General features: G+C 44.2%; 16 protein-coding genes. 14 read left to right on the plus strand and 2 right to left on the minus strand.

From position 1 onward, the window contains the following. Nucleotides 1-3: 3 nt before the first annotated feature. From cysK to GSF08_RS05600, 4 genes are all read left to right on the plus strand, one after another. Nucleotides 4-888: a cysteine synthase A gene (cysK, locus tag GSF08_RS05585; protein WP_160624859.1), complete on the plus strand. Its 885-nt coding sequence runs from the start codon at nt 4-6 to the stop codon at nt 886-888. Nucleotides 889-891: 3 nt separating this feature from the next. Further along, nucleotides 892-1425, plus strand: coding sequence for a serine O-acetyltransferase EpsC (epsC, locus tag GSF08_RS05590; protein ID WP_160624860.1), 534 nt, complete (start codon nt 892-894; stop codon nt 1423-1425). Between the two features lie 69 nt (nt 1426-1494). Beyond that, complete coding sequence (asnA, locus tag GSF08_RS05595; protein WP_160624861.1) at nt 1495-2508, plus strand: aspartate--ammonia ligase; 1014 nt, start codon at nt 1495-1497, stop codon at nt 2506-2508. A 35-nt stretch (nt 2509-2543) separates the two neighbouring features. Then, nucleotides 2544-3317 carry a hypothetical protein gene (locus tag GSF08_RS05600; protein WP_160624862.1) on the plus strand — a complete coding sequence of 258 codons (774 nt, stop codon included), beginning with the start codon at nt 2544-2546 and terminating at the stop codon, nt 3315-3317. Nucleotides 3318-3553: 236 nt separating this feature from the next. On the opposite strand, the gene GSF08_RS05605 is transcribed toward GSF08_RS05600, so the two are convergent. Continuing rightward, nucleotides 3554-4315 (minus strand): SDR family NAD(P)-dependent oxidoreductase, encoded by a 762-nt coding sequence (locus tag GSF08_RS05605; protein WP_160624863.1) that lies wholly within the window; start codon nt 4313-4315, stop codon nt 3554-3556. Between the two features lie 358 nt (nt 4316-4673). Here GSF08_RS05605 and GSF08_RS05610 point away from each other — a divergent pair, with 358 nt between their 5' ends. Next, complete coding sequence (locus GSF08_RS05610; RefSeq protein ID WP_160624864.1) at nt 4674-5942, plus strand: RidA family protein; 1269 nt, start codon at nt 4674-4676, stop codon at nt 5940-5942. Nucleotides 5943-6094: 152 nt separating this feature from the next. On the opposite strand, the gene GSF08_RS05615 is transcribed toward GSF08_RS05610, so the two are convergent. Beyond that, nucleotides 6095-7747, minus strand: coding sequence for an Rqc2 family fibronectin-binding protein (locus GSF08_RS05615; RefSeq protein WP_160624865.1), 1653 nt, complete (start codon nt 7745-7747; stop codon nt 6095-6097). A 134-nt stretch (nt 7748-7881) separates the two neighbouring features. On the opposite strand from GSF08_RS05615, the gene gmk reads away from it, so the two are divergent. From gmk to pknB, 9 genes are all read left to right on the plus strand, one after another. Beyond that, the gene (gene gmk / locus GSF08_RS05620; RefSeq protein WP_160624866.1) at nt 7882-8448 is read left to right on the plus strand and encodes a guanylate kinase; all 567 of its coding nucleotides are present in this window, start codon (nt 7882-7884) and stop codon (nt 8446-8448) included. Between the two features lie 75 nt (nt 8449-8523). Further along, nucleotides 8524-10689: a replication restart helicase PriA gene (gene priA, locus GSF08_RS05625; RefSeq protein WP_160624867.1), complete on the plus strand. Its 2166-nt coding sequence runs from the start codon at nt 8524-8526 to the stop codon at nt 10687-10689. Continuing rightward, nucleotides 10689-11459, plus strand: coding sequence for a phosphatase PAP2 family protein (locus tag GSF08_RS05630; protein WP_160624868.1), 771 nt, complete (start codon nt 10689-10691; stop codon nt 11457-11459). The genes priA and GSF08_RS05630 overlap by 1 nt, the downstream gene beginning before the upstream one ends. 142 nt (nt 11460-11601) lie before the next feature. Beyond that, nucleotides 11602-11913 (plus strand): PadR family transcriptional regulator, encoded by a 312-nt coding sequence (locus GSF08_RS05635; protein WP_160624869.1) that lies wholly within the window; start codon nt 11602-11604, stop codon nt 11911-11913. Further along, the gene (locus GSF08_RS05640; protein ID WP_160624870.1) at nt 11910-13106 is read left to right on the plus strand and encodes a DUF2812 domain-containing protein; all 1197 of its coding nucleotides are present in this window, start codon (nt 11910-11912) and stop codon (nt 13104-13106) included. The genes GSF08_RS05635 and GSF08_RS05640 overlap by 4 nt, the downstream gene beginning before the upstream one ends. 30 nt (nt 13107-13136) lie before the next feature. Beyond that, nucleotides 13137-14384, plus strand: coding sequence for a 16S rRNA (cytosine(967)-C(5))-methyltransferase RsmB (gene rsmB / locus GSF08_RS05645; RefSeq protein WP_160624871.1), 1248 nt, complete (start codon nt 13137-13139; stop codon nt 14382-14384). A 143-nt stretch (nt 14385-14527) separates the two neighbouring features. After that, a complete protein-coding gene (rlmN, locus tag GSF08_RS05650) occupies nt 14528-15571 on the plus strand; it encodes a dual-specificity RNA methyltransferase RlmN (protein WP_160624872.1) in 1044 nt (347 codons plus the stop codon). A 2-nt stretch (nt 15572-15573) separates the two neighbouring features. Further along, nucleotides 15574-16317, plus strand: a complete 744-nt coding sequence (locus GSF08_RS05655; protein WP_160624873.1) for a Stp1/IreP family PP2C-type Ser/Thr phosphatase — start codon at nt 15574-15576, stop codon at nt 16315-16317. Next, nucleotides 16307-17983, plus strand: coding sequence for a Stk1 family PASTA domain-containing Ser/Thr kinase (gene pknB / locus GSF08_RS05660; protein WP_249805930.1), 1677 nt, complete (start codon nt 16307-16309; stop codon nt 17981-17983). Before GSF08_RS05655 ends, pknB begins: the two co-directional genes overlap by 11 nt. The last annotated feature ends 1 nt before the right edge of the window (nt 17984 follow it).

Below are 17984 nucleotides of genomic sequence, written 5' to 3' on the forward strand. Positions count from 1 at the left end.
GCAATGAAAGCATATGAATTGATCGGGAATACCCCGATGTATCAATTGGAGAATACAAACATTTATATCAAGCTGGAGAAGTTTAATCTGGGCGGAAGTATCAAAGACCGGGCTGTTTTGAAGATGATTCAGACTGCGATGGCTGAAAACAAAATTACGAAAGATACAGTCCTCATCGAAGCAACCAGCGGTAATACCGGTATTGCCCTGGCGATGATCGGAGCAATGTTTCAGATACCGGTTATTATTGTCATGCCGGAAACAATGAGCGTGGAACGCCGCCAGCTGGTTAAGGCCTATGGGGCGAAGCTGGTGCTGAGCGAAGGCAAGCTGGGCATGAACGGTGCGATAGCTTATATGGAAAAAGAAAAGCAGGCACATTCGAATTATCGGTCGCTGAGTCAGTTTGATAATGCGGCAAATGTCCAGGCGCATTATGAAACTACAGCCGAGGAAATTCTGCGTCAGGTACCGGATGTCGATATCTTTGTGGCAGGCATCGGAACCGGAGGCACCTTCACCGGCGTAGCCAAACGATTAAAAGAAGTGAATCCTGCGATCCGGACGATTGCGGGTGAACCAAAGGACAGCGCAGTGCTCAGCGGTTTGAAGCCGGGGCCGCATAAAATTCAGGGAATTGGGGCTGGTTTTATCCCATCTATTCTGGATCAGGATTTGATTGATGATATCATGATGGTTACCAATGAAGAAGCGTTGGAGGAAACAAAACAGTTTGTACGGGAAACGGGAATATTGATCGGAATCAGCAGCGGAGCGAATATTGCTTTGGCAAAACGGCTTGCGGATCGTAATCCGGATAAAAAGATTGTCACAGTTGCCCCGGATGGCGGCGAGAAATACTTGTCGATACTGGATTTCGGAGAATAGCGAATGAGTCTGATACGTGATATTTCTTACAATATCACCCGTACGATGGAGTATGATCCGGCTGCGCATTCTCGGCTGGAAGTGCTGCTACTTTACCCGCACATCAAAGCTTTGCTTCTGCATCGTCTGTCTCATTTCTATTATCGGCACCATCTGTTTTTTCTGGCACGGCTGAATTCCAATATCGGACGTTTTTGGACTGGCATCGAAATCCATCCCGGCGCAACGATCGGCAGGGGACTTATCATCGATCATGGCATGGGGGTCGTGATCGGGGAAACAGCAGTTGTCGGTGATGACTGTCTCATCTATCATGGAGTGACCCTGGGAGGTACCGGCAAGGAACACTGTAAACGTCATCCGACCCTGGGAAATAAAGTCATGGTCGGATCGGGCGCGAAAATTCTCGGTAATATCACCCTTGGTGATCGAGTACAGGTTGGTGCGAACGCCGTTGTCATGAAAAACGTACCGGCTGATTGTACGGCTGTCGGAATACCCGCCAGAATCATTGAGAAACACCCAAGCGGCATGTAAAGAGAGGATACGTCCTTTCTTTTTTTTGGTGAATCCTGTATAATTACAACCGTTGAAGGAGGATGGGACATGAGTATGCAGGAACTGATACTGCCGCAGCATTATGAGAATAAGCTCGACATTGTATCGACGGAAATTGCAATTAAGTATGTGAAAGATCTGTTTGAAAAAAGACTGGCTCATCACTTGAATCTGATGCGTATATCAGCTCCGCTGTTTGTGGGGGAAGCAAGCGGACTTAATGATAATCTAAATGGTACGGAGCGTCCGGTCAGCTTCGATATTCTGGAAACAAAGGATGATATGCAGATTGTTCATTCGCTCGCCAAATGGAAGCGAATGGCATTGAAACGTTATGGTTTTTCTGTGAATAAGGGCATTTATACCGATATGAATGCAATTCGCAGAGATGAAGCACTGGATAATCTTCATTCTGTTTATGTTGATCAATGGGACTGGGAAAAAATCATTGATGAATCATCTCGTAATGAGGAAATGCTGAAAGAAACGGTACGTAAAATTATGCGAGCTCTCAAGGAAACCGAAAAAGAATTAACAATCGTATTTGAAAATTTAGAACCCTTCATTCGAGAGGATATCAAATTTATTACCGCTCAGGAGCTGGAGGACCGCTATCCAACCCTCACTCCGAAACAGCGGGAGTATGAAATCACAAAGGAATACAAATCGGTTTTCATCATGCAGATCGGTGATGTGCTAACCAGCGGACAAAAACATGACGGCCGTGCGCCTGATTATGATGACTGGAAGCTGAATGGGGACATCTTACTTTATTATCCGGTTTTGGACTGTGCCGTAGAGATCAGTTCCATGGGCATCCGTGTTGATGAAAAGACCTTACAGGATCAGATCAAAAAATCCGGATGTGAAGAACGATTGGCAATGCCGTTTCACAGACAGCTGTTAAATCATGAACTGCCGCTTACGATGGGCGGGGGCATCGGTCAGTCAAGAATTTGTATGATCATGCTGAATAAGGCGCATATCGGGGAAGTACAGGTCGCACACTGGCCAACTGATATGATCGTAGCATGTGAAAAACACCATATCCATCTGCTGTAAAAAATATATAAACCGCAGGCAAGGGGGATTAGCTTATGAAAAAAGGAAAACAAAAGGCGTTTATTTATCAATTTACCAATGTTATTTTGGTAATAGCAATAGTATTTACCGGATTGGGACTCATCCATGATGCGATGCAGGCTGAGTCATGGAACCATATGAGTTTTCTGGTCTATTATGGAGCGGCTTTGATTGTGTTTCTGCTGGCGCTCTTCTTTAATTTCGCATCCTTGCAGTATATATTTTATCGGGAAATGCAGCCGCTGACAGCACGGACTGCTTATGAATATATTCTTCATGTAAGCCGTGGATATTATTCCGTGTATTTGCATTGCCTGATCTATCTTGGCTCCTTTTCAAAAGCCCAAGAGCTGCTGCAGGAATGGAAGCCATCAAAAAATCAAATGTTGTATGCGCATTATTTTGAAGGACTGTTGGCCTATTATGAACAAGATAAGCAAACTCTTATTGCGAGTGTGCAGTGGTTTCAAAAGGATACTCAAGCTTTGGCTGATAACAAAGAAAAGCAAGAGCTTGCGGATAAAGCGCGTAATCGCCGCAAAAACAATTTCAAGTATCAGCTGGAGGCTAAAGCAGCGCTGTTGAATCATGATTATCCAACCGCACTTACAATACTTTCACAAGCTTTAGAAAGCTGCGATACCAACGTAGAAAAGCTGGCCATTACCTTTGATCAGGGGGTGGCATATGAGGGTATGAGTCAAAATGAACAGGCGCGTAGCTGCTTTCAGAAAGTGGGTGAGGGAAACAGCGATCTGTATTTTGTCAAACAGGCAAGAAAAAAATAGAAATCATAATCATTTTATCTATCCTTTATTGAAAAGAGGATAGATTTTTTTATCAAAGTGAAGTTAAATCAGAAAAAAATAGAAATTCTTCAAATTATCAAACGATACCATGTAACAAATGACCGATCATAAAACTAAACTCGGAATCATTGCTGTTCCGTTTTTAGAATTGAGATAAATTTTTCAAAGAAAAACTGCTGACAGATCGTCAACAGTTCATCAAGTTTTGTAGAACCTTAAGGCATGATGGATGTAGCACCATCGATCACTAAGCTCTGTCCGCTGAAATACTTGCTGTCAGGACCAGCTAGGAATGCGATAACCGGAGCGATATCGGTCAATGGATCACCCAAGCGTTTCATTGGCTGAGACTGCATAATCTCTGCGTATTTTTCTGGATTCTTTTTCGCCCATTCTTTTGCGGCCGGACTTTCAGCACCAGGCAGTACAACATTGACGGTAATATTATACTGACCCCATTCCTTGGCGGCAATTTTGGTTAGACCACGTACGGATTCTTTATTACAGCCGTAAGCCAGCTGTCCTGCGTAGCCGAACATACCGGTAGCGGAAGCGAAATTAATGATACGTCCTTCTCCCTGTTCCTTCATGTACGGAAAGCATTCCTGCATAAAGTTTAATGAACCGATCGTTCCGCCCTGCCATGCCAGAAGCATGTTTTCATAGGTAGTATCTTCTACCGTGGCTTTACCTGGTAAGGTTTGTGCGTTATTAACCATCACATCAATTGAGCCAAAACGCTTAACGGTTTCTTGAACAACTTCCTTAACCCGGGCACGATCTGCCACATCACAGGAGATGGCAAATGCCTCATTACCATTTGCTTTAATTTCCTCAGCAGTGGCAGTAATGGGATCAATTCGTCTTCCAACACAGACTACTTTAACTCCGCGTTCTGCCAAACACAGAGCAATTCCTTTACCGATGCCCTGACCCGCTCCTGTAACAATAGCTACCTTTTCATGTAATTGTTTCATAATCATCCTCCTATTTTCATGTCTACTTACATTATAATCCTTTCATGCGGAAGCGAAAGTCCTTTCTTGGAAAAAGGATGCCTTTTTGCACATTATGAGGAGGTTCTTTTGATTTTTTATGATAGTTTCCCGATTTGAAAGAAAATTCTAATAACACAAAACCCTTATTTATCATTATATCATCTATAAAAAGGTACCCAACCTACTATAAAAACACCCATAAACACGGTTGCAAAATTGTATAATGAAAGCGTATTCAGAAAATTCTCTGAAATTTGTTGACATGAAATTTTGAATAGCTTATAATCCGCCTGTTAATTCTATTAACGAGCATATATGAAAAGGAGAATAACAATATATGAGTAACGACAACGTAGTATTAGGAAGAAATACCGAAAACGCTCCAAAGTGTCCATATAGTTCACAGACAGTAGCATTTTCACACTACAACAACCTTTCTGCACAATTACCGATTGATCCGAAGACCGGCAATCTGGTAGCTGGCGGAATTAAAGAACAGGCAGAGCAGTGTTTACATAATATCAAAGCTATCGTGGAAAGCATTGACCACGTCATGAGCGATGTTATCCGGATCACCGTATTTGTAAAAAACATCAAACATGTTGACGCCGTTGATGAAGTATACAAAACATTCTTTACGACATACCTGCCGGCGCGTACAACCGTAGCGGTAGCGGATCTGCCAATGGGTGCCATGGTTCAGGTAGAAGCATTGATCTCCTGCGGCGAGGGAACAATTCCGAATGCGCCTCAGTCCGGCGATCTGATCAAACTGACAAACAATACCGCAAATGCACCGCTGAGCGCTTTATCTACTCAGACGGTAGCGTTCTCACACTATAACAACCTGACGGCACAGCTGCCTATTTCACCAAAAACCGGCAGAGTGGTAGCGGGTGGCATCAAGGAACAGACGATCCAGTGCTTAAGCAACATTAAAGCAATCCTGGAAAGCATCGATGTACCTTTTGATGATATTGTGAAAACAACAATTTACGTAAAAGACCTTGCGGATATGGATAAGGTAAACGAAGTTTATACAACGTTCCACCCGGATTCAGCAATCGCAAGAGCGGTCGGCTATATGCCTGCTCGTACTGTCGTTGAAGCTGCTGATCTGCCGATGGGCGCTTTGATTCAGATTGAAGTAGTTGTATCTCATGGCGATGGCACTCCTCCACAGCTGGTGGAAGACAGACATGGTCTGATTATCGAAGCAAACAATACGGAACATGCACCGGTATGCAAATATGCTTCTCAGACAGTGGCTTTCTCACACTACAACAACATTTCAGGACAGTTTCCGATCGATGCGGAAACTGGTAAAATTGTTGCGGGCGGAGTGAAAGAACAAACGGTTCAGTGCCTAAACAACATCAAAACGATTATTGAAAGTGTTGATCACGTAATCGAAGATGTCGTAAAGGTGAATATCTATCTTAAAAACCTTTCCGATATGGATGCTATGAATGAGGCTTATTCGACTTTCTTTCCAGATGGAGTACCGGCAAGAAGAATCGTTGGTGTTTCCAACCTAGCGCATGATGCATTGGTTGAAATCGAAGCAATCGTAGGAAATGCGGAAGGTACACCTCCGGTAAAATAAGCAGTATACTATAAGTATAAAATAGACAGATGATTGCCTACGGAGAAATCATCTGTTTTTTTCTATTTAAAAAGGATTCAGCAAGATGCTTTCACAATAAAAAGCCTTCCATATCGATGATTGGAAGGCTTCATGGTACACGTCTATGTCGATCACTGCTGATACCGATCGTACAGCTCCTGCACATCTGCTTTTGAGGGATCGATATAGATCGTTTTATAGCTTTGCATCGTAACCAATCCCAGCTTAGAGCCGGGGATTTTTTTTAGTTGCCGGATGTTACAGTAATTTACCGGGACACTGGATGATTCACGCCCCTTGGAATACCAGGCTGCGAGCATGGCACCGCCTCTCAGCAGCTGTTCGCTGATGTTGTCGCTGCGGATGATGACATGGGCGCCGTGGAAATCTTTTGTATGCATCCATAAATCATTTTTTCGAGCGAAATGCCAAGTCAAATAATCATTTTGAATATTGTTTTTTCCGACATAGACCATGCCGTCAGGAAATGCAAAGGTTTCAAAATGGGGGAGTTCCTGTTTCTTCTTTCTGCGAATCCGACTCTGTACGTTTCGCATATAGCCCAGCTTAACCAGCTCAGTACGAATTTCTGCGGCATCCTGCATCGTTGCCTGTTCCAGCTGCATTTCGATCATTTCAAAATAGCGTGCTTCACTTTGTGCTTGGGCTATCTGTTCACTGACAATTTTCTGAGCGCGTTTTCCCTTATGATATTTATTGTAATATTTATTGGCATTCCCTTTTACATCCAGCTTAGGATCCAGCGGGATGGAGATATCTTCACCGGTTTCAAAGGACGGCAGCACCGCATGATCGCATTTTTGGGGAAACTGATACTGATAGGCAAATAATAAATCTCCGTATTCTCGATAACGATCACAGTTCATCGCTTCATCGAGAGTGGCCTGCAGCTTTGGCAGCTTGCTTTGATTCTTATGCAGTTCACGCCGTACAGTACGGATCAGATCACCGGTCTGCTGCTTGATCCGAACCCTCTCTTCTTTTTCATAATAAACGATATCGATGCCGTGCATCAGCTCATAGACAGCGGCCGGCACTTCCAAATGTTTTAGCGGAATACCGTGATAATAAGTCTGATGATCCTTTTCACTGATATAAATTTGACTTGACTGCTTCAATTCATCCATGACGTCATCAAAAGCTTCTCCATGGGCGATGCGGTATTGCATCTCATCGGCAAAGAGCGGCGAGAAGCCGTGAAATTGTTTGGTGAACGGCATTTCATAGTCGATTTGCTCATGATGATAGGGATCTTGTTTTCCTGTATGTGCCTGCGGCATAACGAACTGTGCCTGCGGCAGAATCAGCCGTTTACTATTCTCATATGGAGGGATGCGCTTTAACGCATCAATGATCTTATTTTCTTCATCGACCAAAATAACATTGGCATATTTGCCCATTAATTCGATATACATATGCAGTTTATGAATATCGCCCAATTCATTGCGTACTTCAATGATGGTATCGAGGATACGGTCTAATCCAATCTGTTCCATGGATAGTATGATGCCGCCGTCGAGATGCTTACGCAGTACCATATTGAAGTTGCCCGGCACCTCTAAGGTCACATAGCTTTTGGTTGTCAGGTTAATGCGGTTATAGACGCTGTGAGCCGAAATCAATAATCGGTGGTTATGATTTTGGGAGCGCAGGGTCAAAAGAATTTCCGTATCAGATATCTGCTGTATTTTCGTAATTTTTGCGGGCAGCAGCGTTTTGATTGATTTTTGCAGCTGCCGAAGCAGCAGTCCATCCAGTGCCATGAAGCCATCATCCTCTCATTTGCTGTACCATTATAACATACTTCTCAGAAATTCCGGCAGATTCGACAAATGTTGTTTGACATCCTATCGGGGCACGAGTAAAATGGTTACACAAGGATAAGCGAGGATATGATATGAAGAGAGGATTGTTGATCATCATCAGCGGACCAAGCGGTGTCGGAAAGGGAACGATACGCTCGTATTTCATGCAGGATGAGTCACTTTGCCTGGCGTATTCCACATCAATGACGACCAGGAAGCCTCGGGTTGGTGAAGTAGATGGGAAGGATTACTTTTTTACGACCCGAGATCAGTTTGAGAAAGCGATGGAAGCTGGTGAGCTTCTGGAGTGGGCCGAATTTGTGGGCAACTATTATGGTACACCGTTAAGGGAAGTAGAGCGTTTGCGTAATGAGGGGAAAAATGTTCTGCTGGAAATAGAAGTGCAAGGGGCAACCCAGGTAAGGGAGAAATGTCCGGATGCTTTATCGATCTTTATCGTTCCGCCGAATATGGAAGAGTTGGAAAAACGGATTCGCGGCCGCCGCAGTGAACCGGAGGAAATTGTTCAGCAGCGTTTAGCGAAAGCAGCTGGTGAAATGAAAATGGCAAAAGATTATAAATACGTTATTTGTAATGATGATCCGCAGCTGGCTGCGGATATGATCAAGCTGATTATAAAGAAACATATGCATGCTTAAGCCGTCCCTGACGGTTTTTTTATTTCCTTCTAGGCTTTGCTCAGTTATAATAAGATTTAGAAACGGAGGATGGACATGAAGCTGGTACATGTTTATATCGAACACGCTGCAATGCAGCTGAACCGCACCTTTGCATACGACGGCGGTAATTTTAATGTGCAGCGCGGAATGCGTGCCGTAGTACCTTTTCATCATCGTGAGCTGATCGGTTTTATTGATAAGGTGGAAGAAATTGATGATCGAGATGCGGCCGGTTTTCCTTATGAATTAAAAAAGATCGTTGATGTCATTGATGATCGCCCGCTGATTTGTGATGAGCTTTTTGAGCTTGCCTCCTGGATGAGTCATTATTATATTGCACCGATGATCAGCTGTTTTCAGGTAATGCTGCCAGCCAAGCTGAAGCCCCGCACAACTCGTCATACAATAAAAACCGAGGTATGGGTACGTTATGTTAAATCGGCGGAATGCTTAACGGTGAAGCAAAAAGCGGCCTTACAGAAACTGCGGGAATCCCAGGAAATGCTGCGCAGTGATTTCTATGCAAAGTATAAAAGTGTAGGAAAAAAGCTGTTGGAGAAGGGGTGTGCAGAAGCCTTCTTTAAGGAAGCCTCAGCCCATAGACAGATACGTCCGGGTACTGCTTCTCCATTCACGCTGAGTGAGGAACAGCAAAATGCAATAGCTTGCATTCAAGGCTGGAAGAAACATCATGTTCATCTGCTGCACGGCGCTACCGGCAGTGGAAAGACAGAGGTTTTTCTGCGGCTCGCACAGGATGTGATCGAACAGGGGAAGCAGGTGCTGATACTGGTGCCGGAAATATCATTGACGCCGCAAATGGTGAAACGGGTGGAAGACCGATTTGGATCACAGGTTGCGATTTATCACAGCGCGCTGAATAATCAGGAAAAATATGAACAATTTCAGCTGGTATATAAAAAACAGGTAAAAATTGTTGTCGGAACACGCAGCGCGGTATTTATGCCGTTTCATGATCTTGGTCTGATTGTGATGGATGAAGAACATGATGCAAGCTATAAACAGGAAAACGCTCCGCGTTATCACTGCCGGGATGTCGCAATCTGGCGCGGTCAGTATCACCGCTGTCCGGTTGTTTTGGCCAGCGCGACACCTTCATTAGAATCCTATGCTCGTGCTTATAAAGGAAAGTATCAGCTGGTAGAGATGCCGGGCCGCATCAATCAGCAGTTTCCCCAGGTTCAGCTGGTGGCAATGCGCAATGCGGTGCGCCGCGGCGATGACTATTTGCTTTCTCAGGAACTGCTGAATGCGATAAAAGCGCGAATCAAACGGCAGGAACAGATTATTCTGCTCTTGAATCGAAGAGGCTACACACCGATCCTGCGCTGTGTATCCTGCGGCCATGTGCAGATGTGTCCGCACTGTGATATTGCCATGTCTTATCATAAGGAAGAACAGCTTCTGAAATGTCATACATGCGGTCATCAGGAGCCGATGCCGTATGCATGTCCTGCATGTGGCGCACACACCTGGCGCTATTTGGGCGCCGGGACGCAGAAGCTGGAAGAACTTCTTCATCAACAGCTGCCTGAAGCAAAACTGATTCGAATGGATGCGGATACCACGTCCCGTAAATATGCACACCAACAGCTGCTTCAGCGTTTTGAACAGCACGAAGCGGATATTTTGCTGGGTACCCAAATGATTGCCAAGGGACTGGATTTTGCGAATGTGACGCTCGTCGGTATTTTAAACGGTGATGCCTTGCTGAATCGTACCGATTATCGCTGTGTGGAAATGACCTTTGATCTTTTGGAACAAGCCTGTGGCCGCAGCGGCCGCGGTGATAAAAAGGGAGAGGTGATCATTCAAGCGTATGATCCCGCACATTATGCAATACAGCTTGCTGCAGCTCATCAATACCGCCGCTTCTTTAAAGAAGAAATGAAATACCGGCATATTGCCAAATATCCGCCGTATGCTTATTTAGGAAGTTTGGTGTTTATCCACCGCGATCAGAAGATTGCGGGAAAGGATGCGCATAATGCCGCCAAGCGATTGTACGGGAAAGCGGATCGAATATTAGGCCCCAGTGAATTAACCAAGGTAAAGGATGAATATCGCTACCGTATCATTTTGAAAGGAAAGGATCGTGAGGCTTTGGTGGAGCTGTTAATGGAAACTTATCAATATCATCGCTCTCAAAAACTGCACAGCCGGCTGGAATTAGATATTGATCCGTTGGTGCTGGATTGATGCGCCGTTGTCTGATCGTCTATGCCATATTGATTGTACTACTAGGGATTGGAGCCCGCTATGATCTCTCACTGAATCAATACTTCTATCATCCTCAATCAAGCTTTGGCTGGTTTATGGAGCATATTTATATCTTATTTATGATTGGAATTCTGCCCGTTACCTTTATCATGCTGATGAGTGTAAGAACACATATCGGTACGGTAGTACTGGGGTTTGTATCCTGTCTGTATATGGCTCATGAAATTACATCCTATTTATTAGCGAGCCATCATAGCTATCAGCTGCTGGGACTGTCCGTCATTTTATTTGTGGGATTAACTCTGCTTATGCAGTTGATCCCCAAAGCAACACGCAAAGCAATGCTGCCGTTTCTTTTATTCGTATGTCTGGTGCTGATCAGTGCTTCCCTGCTTGTTGAGCTATTAAAAAACTTGTGGGGAAGAGTGCGGTTTCGCAGTTTCCACGGTCCGCAGCGTTTCACTCCATGGTATCTGCCGCAGGGCGTCAATGGTAATAAATCATTTCCCAGCGGTCATACGACAGCGGCCAGTATAACCCTGTGTCTGTTCGCACTTCCCTTGTTTACAAAGAAGCGCTTATCATCATGGCAGACCATGCTTGCCGTGTTATCGCCGATCATGATGGCATTATCCCGAATGATCATGGGAGCTCATTACCTAAGCGATACCGTTTTCGCTATTCTTATCGTTTATACAATGCTTGAGGGAGCGATTCTCTATATGAAAAAATCAAAAGAAACCGGATAGCGATTCGGTTTTTTATTTTATTTCCATAAATTCGTGCATTTATTATTTCTCAGTTGAATAAGTGATTTACGATTGACGGAGAAGGTAATACAGCTTATAATATCGATATACGATATCATGTTACGATATTGGAGGTGAAAGAATGGCTAAACGTACGATGGAAACATTGACAGAATCGATGTTATATGTGCTGATGGCTTTTCATACCGGAGCTTGCTGCGGGACTGATATAGCAGAATTTGCGGAAAGAAAAACACATGGTCGGGTGAAGATCGGTCCGGGTACGCTGTATACGATTCTTTCTAAATTTGTGGAAGAAGCCTTGATCTTGGAAATTTCTGTTGACGGACGCAAACGCACCTATCAGATTACGGAAAAGGGCCGTGTTGTTTTTCAAGAAGAATTAGACCGTCTGCGTAAATGTGTAGAGGACGGAGAAAGTGTGCTGCTATGAATTATAAATATCGTTTTATGAATATCCACCTATTTGAACGGAAAGCCTTGGAAGATTATTTTTCGCACATGGCGGCAAACGGATGGCAGGTCGATCGCCTGCGTTATGGATACGTACGGTTTCACAAAGAAAAACCGCAGCAGCGCTATTATCATATCGGATTTCATGATAAGATCGGATATTTATCCCTTCCTTATGCAGAAGGGGAAAACAGTGATTATACCGGCTTTATGGAATCTTTTGGATATACGTATGTCAGTAGTATCGGCGTAGCTCAGTTATTTGTCAGCAGTGAAGATCAACCGTTTTTCAGTGAACCGGAAATTGATGAAGCGGCGTTTCGTAAAGCGGTCTTTAAGGATGAATTTTCTAAAAGTATTCTGCCGTTTATTTTGATGTTGCTGCTCTTTATCATGACGGAGTTTCCGTTTTATTTAGATTCTTTAGCTTCCAATGCGACATTGCTTTTAAACGGCATGGAATTCCTGTTAATGGTTTATTTTTTTGGTCAAATGATTCCCTATCTGCGCTATTTACAAAATCATAAGGAATGTACAAACCGTGCGATCACTGCGCGTTTTCGTGCTTACCATATCATATTTCCCTGTGTGTTTTTGACGGTATTATTATTTTTCTTTTTGCCGACATCCCTCTTTGTGCCGGCGATTTTGGTAATTGCATTGTTAATGACAATGCGTTTGGGTCTGCGTTTTGTAACCAATCATACGGTGCATAAAAAACTATGGCAGGCGCTTGTCATAGCCGGATATGCAGTCGCCTATCTGGTGATTTTGAATATCGGTCATGATTCTGATCCAACCCCGCTCAGGATCAAGGATGATAAACCGTTCATGACCGCAGCTGATTTTAAGCAGCCGGTAAAAACCGCCGATTTTGAGAGTCAGCAATCCATCCTTTTAAAGGTGCAGTACTATACGGATGAAAAGATGTCCTATCGCTACTTGAAGGTTGCTGATACACCCTTGAGCGGGTTGATCGAAAAACGGATTTTAAGTGATTATCAGCTGTCCTTAGCAGCGTATGAACAACGTGGAAGTGTACGCGTCTACCATGTTCCGGGTGAATACGGTGATCAAGTTGAGGTAAATATTTTGGTGAAACAACGAAATTATTTACTGATATACGGTAAGCTGAAGGACGCATATTTGACCTTCTTTGAGAATCATGTATAATCGTCATAGTGAGAATACGGAGGCGTTTGAATGAGTGAGCGTAAAAAAGCATGGGAGTGCCTGATTCAGATCATAAAGGATGGAAGGTACAGCAATTTGGTGCTGCGGCATGAGTTAGATAACATGAATATGGGCAATAAAGCACTGATTACCCAGATCGTGTATGGAACTCTGCAGAATTACCGGCTGGTGCGTTATCAGTGGGAAGCGGATGTAAAGCATTTGCCGATCGAGGAAATTGCGATCCTATTGGATATGAGCGTCTATCAGCTGCTGTATATGAAGCAAGCGGATTATGCGGTTCTTGATGAAGCCGTGCAGCTATCCAAGCAGATCAAGGGCGCGAAATTCAGTCCTTTGGTCAATGCGGTGCTTCGCAAGGTACAAAAACGAAGGGAGCGTCCGCTTCCTGAGGATGCATGGAAACGGCTTGGTATCGTTACTTCGCATCCGGATTGGCTGATCTCCATGTGGAAAGCGCAATATGGGGAAGCGGCATGCAGGGCGATTTGTGAACATGATCAGAAGACTTCACCGCAGGCCGTCCGAGTCAATCGTTTAAAAATAACTGAGGATGCTTTTTTAAAACAATTTCCAAATTTTGAAAAGCATCCAAAGCTGACGCAGGTGCTGCTTGCCAAAAAAGGTGCCATGCTGGATCGGGAAGCCTTTGAAGCTGGTTTGTATTCTATACAAAACGCTTCTTCTCAGCTGATCGTTCCGTTGCTGGATCCTCAGCCGCGGGATCATATTTTGGATATCTGCGCCGCTCCGGGAACCAAGACCTGCCAAATTGCGGAATGGATGCGGGATCAGGGTTCCATTACAGCCTGTGATCTTCATGAGCATCGAGTTAAGCTGATTGAGGAGGGAATCCAACGTTTGGGCATCACTTGTGTAAAGACAAAGTGCTGTGATAGCACACATGCCGATACACTGTTTGAGAAAGCAGAATTTGACCGTATTCTGGTCGATGCACCATGTACCGGGTATGGTACCCTGCAAGGGAAAAGTGATATCCGCCTGCGGATGAAAAGTGAGGATATGGATGAAATTATCACGATCCAAAAAAACATCTTGGATGCCTGCAGTAAGCTTCTAAAGGAGCGTGGTACGCTTGTCTATTCTACCTGTACCTTAAATAAAAAAGAGAATGAGAAACAGATAGAAAGCTTTCTGAAACGGCATGAGCATTATGAATTGATCGAAATGCGCACGATCTTTCCCGATGAATATGACAGTGATGGATTTTTCATGGCTAAGCTCACAAAGCATTAAATATGATTACTGCCTGGGTTCAGGCAGCTTTTTTTATTTTCCCTTCGCGTCGATATTTTTCTTACTCGATAAGTTTTTGTGTTTCGCGGTAACCTTATTAGTATCAAAGGCAGTTTTATGGTAAAATAAAACAAGGTGATGAAATGAAAAGTCTTTACGATTTAAGCTATCAGCAAATGCAGGAATATGCCATCAAACAGGGATGGAAAAAATATCGGGGCCATCAAATTTTTCAATGGCTGTATCGCAAGCGCGTTGACCGAATTGATGCGATGAGCGATCTGAAAAAGGAAACAAGGGAAGTGCTGGAACAGGATTTTATCATATCTCCGCTTACATTAAAGGAGCGTCAGATATCCAAGGATGGTACCAGAAAATACTTGTTCGCCTTAGCGGACGGTTCATTAATTGAAAGTGTGCTCATGAGTTATGATTTCGGCAAGAGTGTATGTGTGACATCTCAGGTCGGATGTAATATGAGCTGCGCCTTCTGTGCCAGCGGTTTAACAAAGAAGAACCGTAATTTGACATCCGGAGAAATGGTTGCGCAGATCATGTATGTGCAGCGTGATCTCGATGAAAATGAAGAACGTGTTTCCCATATCGTCGTGATGGGAACCGGTGAGCCCTTTGACAATTATGACAATGTTATGAATTTCTTGAGCACGGTCAATGATGATCAGGGACTCGGTATCGGGGCCCGTCATATCACGATATCTACCTGTGGCATCGTGCCTAAGATTTATGAATTTGCACGAGCGCATACACAGTATAATCTGGCAATCTCGCTGCACGCTCCAAACGATGAGCTGCGCTCAAAATTGATGCCGGTGAATAACGCATACCCATTAAAAGACTTAATGACTGCGATTCAATATTACACAACGGAAAGCAACCGCCGGCTCACCTTCGAGTATATTCTGTTAAAAGATGTGAATGATCAGATAGAACATGTCAAACAGCTGGCTAAGCTTGTAAAAGGGATAAATGCCTATGTCAATTTGATTCCTTATAATGCGGTGGATGAACACGGCTATCAGGGATTATCACGTAATGAGGCTATGAAGTTTTATGATGCTTTGATGAAGGAAGGGGTGCGCTGTACCATTCGTAAAGAGCATGGCGGTGATATTGATGCAGCGTGCGGACAGCTTCGGGTAAAACATTTAAAAAGGAAAGGAGAATGAGGATGCGCAGTTATTGTTTAACGGATCAGGGGCTGGTTCGCAAAACCAATCAGGACAGTATTTTATTGACCCATAATCAAAACGGGGATCTGCTGGGTGCGGTCTGTGACGGTATCGGCGGCGGAGTTGCTGGCGATGTAGCGAGCGGGCTGGCTGTCGCGGCCTTAAAGGAAGCCTTTCAAAATGCCCCGCGTTTTGAAAATGATCAAGGTGCGAAGCAGTGGTTACATAAAGAAATCAGTAAAGCAAATGAAGCAATCTTTGTCCAGGCATCGCAAACCATTCATCAAAAAGGAATGGGAACAACGCTGGTCGGGGTATTGATAACGGATCAGGATGCCTATAATTTTAATATCGGCGATTCTCGTACCTATGGGTTATACGGTAAGGAATTTGTGCTGCTGACAGAGGATCATAATTTAGTCGGTGATTTGGTGAAATCCGGCGAAATCAGTGAAGAAGAGGCAATGCATCATCCGCAGCGCAATCTTTTGACGAATGCATTGGGTATTTGGGATCATGTAAAAATCGATATCAATAAAATTAAGCGGGATTTTGACTGCTTGCTGATCTGCAGTGATGGCTTGCACGGATATGTGTCCAATGAGAAAATTTATCGGGTGCTTATGGAATCTATTGATATCAAAGAAAAAGCTCAGAAGCTGGTGGAGTTATCAAAAGCAGCCGGCGGATATGATAATGTCAGTGTGATTTTGATCGAGAATGGTGATGCGCATGAAAAATAAGATGATTGCGGATCGCTATATGATCGTATCTTCCATCGGTGAAGGCGGAATGGCTGATGTTTATCTGGGCATTGATACGATTCTCAATCGTGAAGTGGCGATCAAAATTCTGCGCGGGGAGTTATCCAATGATCCGATAACCCTGCTTCGTTTTCAGCGTGAGGCCAATGCCGCAAGCAAGCTGAATCATCCCAATGTGGTAGGTGTCTACGATGTCGGGGAGAGTGAAGGGCGGCATTATATCGTCATGGAGTATGTGCGGGGCCGCACTTTAAAACAGTTGATTTCACAGCGCGGTGCTTTGGACAAGGTAGAAGCTGTGCAGATTATGAAGCAGTTGGTTTCAGCGGTACAGCACGCGCATGAGAATAATATCATCCATCGTGATATTAAACCGCAGAATGTTTTGGTAAAAGATGACGGCACCGTGAAAATTACCGATTTTGGAATTGCTTTAGCCCATGATGCCGTACAGCTGACGCAAAGTGATGCCGTGCTGGGCAGTGCTCATTATCTGGCGCCTGAAACAACCCGAGGAGAACCGGCAACGGTACAGATTGATATTTATGCACTCGGTATTGTTTTTTATGAATTATTATGCGGTGATGTGCCATATCACGGTGATAACCCGGTGCAGATCGCGATGAAGCATCTGCGTGAGGAAATTCCGAGTATTCGTGATTTCAATCCTACGCTGCCGCAGTCAATTGAAAACATCATTACCAAAGCGACGGTAAAGAATCGTTCTCAGCGATACCGCACAGCTCAGAATATGCTGGATGATCTAAACCGCTGTCTGCTGCCGGAGTATGTAGACGTAGCGCCGCTGGTGTTTGAAGAAGAAAATGATCAACAGGGCTCCACGCGAATTGTAAGCCGGGAAAAGCCGAAACAGGTACAGCCGGAAGAAACAAAGGAAGCGCGTTTTGACCGGCGCAGTAAGCTGATCATCGGCTGTCTGCTGTTGGCAATTGTGGCTGTCGCGACCGTCGCGGTTCTCTTCTTTACCGGAGTTTTTGATTTTGCGAAAAAAGTAACGGTTCCGGATGTGCTGGGACTTGATCAGGATGAAGCCATAGAGCTGCTGGAGAAAAAAGGTCTGGAAATCGATAAGGTTAAACAGGAACTGACAGATGATAAAGACAAGAATACCGTTCTTTCACTCAGTTTGAAACCAGGCACTGAAGTAAAAGCAGGCAGTAAGATTACGATTACCGTATCTGCCGGAGAATACTTCGTCATAGAAGATTATGTCGGCAAAAATATATCAGAGATTGAAGACTTATTCCAGGATTCCCACTTGAAGATAAAAATTGAGAAAAAGGAAACGGCTACCAGCAGCTATGAGCCGGGAACGATCCTTTCTCAGTCGGGCTTGAAGCGCGGAAAAAAGATCGATCCGTCCAAGCCGTATACAATCACTTTGGAAATATCGATGTATCCGCAAGTCACGATTTCCGGTATCAAAGGTATGAAGATCGATGATGCGATCGCAAAGCTGAAAGCGATGGGACTGAAAGTGATCACATCCCAGAAATCCACAGTTGATTTTACCGAGGAAGAGCTGGCAAGCCTTCAAAAAGGTGTCGTGGTGGATTCTGATCCAAAAGAAGGAACCTTGTATACGCAAGATGGGAACAGCGTGATTACGCTATACTACTATTAAT

Source organism: Copranaerobaculum intestinale (genome assembly GCF_009831105.1).
Lineage (GTDB): Bacteria > Bacillota_I > Bacilli_A > Erysipelotrichales > Erysipelotrichaceae > Copranaerobaculum > Copranaerobaculum intestinale.